This is a genomic window from Allocoprococcus similis, from assembly GCF_054660775.1.
This window is the reverse complement of record NZ_BAAHSG010000053.1, coordinates 1-1,717: the sequence shown is the minus strand read 5'-3', so window position 1 is coordinate 1,717 and position 1,717 is coordinate 1. Positions and strand designations below refer to the sequence as shown.

General features: G+C 35.2%; 2 protein-coding genes. Both read right to left on the bottom strand.

Going from position 1 to position 1,717, the window contains the following annotated elements:
* Positions 1-78: 78 nt before the first annotated feature.
* The gene (locus ACYQ5K_RS16340) at positions 79-945 is read right to left on the bottom strand and encodes an IS3 family transposase (protein WP_330586145.1); all 867 of its coding nucleotides are present in this window, start codon (positions 943-945) and stop codon (positions 79-81) included.
* Positions 946-977: 32 nt separating this feature from the next.
* Positions 978-1,658 (bottom strand): helix-turn-helix domain-containing protein, encoded by a 681-nt coding sequence (locus tag ACYQ5K_RS16335; RefSeq protein ID WP_201856693.1) that lies wholly within the window; start codon positions 1,656-1,658, stop codon positions 978-980.
* Positions 1,659-1,717: the final 59 nt, after the last annotated feature.

The following is a 1,717-nucleotide window of genomic DNA, read 5'->3' as shown; positions in this document are numbered from 1 at the left end:
TGGTGTGCTACCTGTCAAGAGGACAATAAAAAATAATAAATTTTTGTATCGTCAGCCGATTTACGGCTGGCGATATTTTTAGGCTGCTTTTATATATTGATTATGATATTCCATTGGTGTCATCACATTTAACTTTCTTTGCAATCGTTGGTTATTGTAGTAATTGATGTAATTGGTTATAGCTGCAATTAAGGTTGTTCTATCATTGAAATGTTGGCAGTAATACATCTCTCGTTTTAGAATTCCCCAAAATCCTTCCATTGGTCCATTATCAATACAATGGGCAACTCTGGACATACTTTGTTTCATATGATGTTTCTTTAACCTGGTACAGAACTGTGCACTTGTATATTGAAATCCACGATCAGAGTGGAAGAGCGGATGTGCATCAGGTTCCAAGCGAACTGCTTCATCAAAAGTATTCATAACTAATGGATTATCATTATGGTCACTTATTTTAAAAGTTACAATTCTTCGATCGTATAAATCTAAAATGGCACTCAAATATATCTTATGTACTTCATTTCCATTGTAATATTTAAACTCAGATACATCGGTAAGCCATTTCTCATTCGGTTTATCTGCATGAAAATCCCGATGTAAATAGTTTTTGGAAATGTGATCGGGATTTCGGTCTCCCTTGGTACAGCTTTTTGGTTTCCATTTAATATTTGACTTTATATCATATTTTCTACAGATGCGGAGGACTCGTTTATCATTCACATGAATTCCTTTGTGTCCATCTAATTCATCTCGGATTCTACGATATCCCATATCCGGATGTTCTTTATGTATCTTTTGAATTTCAATAGATAACGTTTCATTCTGCAATTCGTTATTGCTTTTCGGATGTTTTAGCCAGTGATAGTATGCAGAGCGTGTAATATTAAGATACTTACAAAGTTTATCTACTGGATATCCCTTGGCAGAAGATAATTCTTTGATTGCCTTATATGCGGCTAAACGGTGAACTAAAGTTAATGATCCCTCCTTTCCAGTTCTCTGACTTTTTTTAACAGATCATTTTCCATTTGTAAATCCAGATTTTTTCTTTCGAGTTCAGCGATTCTATCACGTAATTCTTCCTCAGGTGTACGACTTGGTAATGATCCGACTCGTCTACCACGGCGATCTTCCAGACCTTTACTTCCCATTTCTTCATATCGTTTTACCCAGTTATAAACCTGTTGATAGGAACATTGGTATTTCAGTGCCATTGCCCCATAATTCTTGTCGTTCGCAAGGCATTCTGTAACGATTTTTAATCTTTCATCAAAAGTCGTTGATTTTGCTTTTTTCATGCAAGCACCTCCAGTGGACGTTTTTAATATTCCACCAGAATTATACACCTGAATCCACTTCAAAAGTTGTGTCTGTGACCGGATTTCGTATTTTAAGCAAATATCATAAAGAGAGCCTATTCCATTAAGATAATCATTTACCGCAGATGTTTTTAGTGCTTTTGAGTAACTCTTGTTTTTAGGTTGATTAAGTAAACCTGCTGGTCCATTGCATTTGTATATAGAAATCCATTTTCTAATACTCGGACAAGCGACTCCAATTTTTTTACTTGCCTGATTCAATCCAATCTCTCCATCAAGATACTGCTCAACTATTTTTACCTTTACTATTGGATCTATTTTGCTTTTTCTGGACATGAAAATACCCCCATATAGGACTTTTATATTTCATTGTCCTATATGAGGGTAGCATATCA

What these genes read in the sequence shown, in the direction of transcription:
- ACYQ5K_RS16335 (WP_201856693.1), bottom strand. Translation starts at nt 1,658, where the DNA reads ATGTCCAGAAAAAGCAAAATAGATCCAATAGTAAAGGTAAAAATAGTT.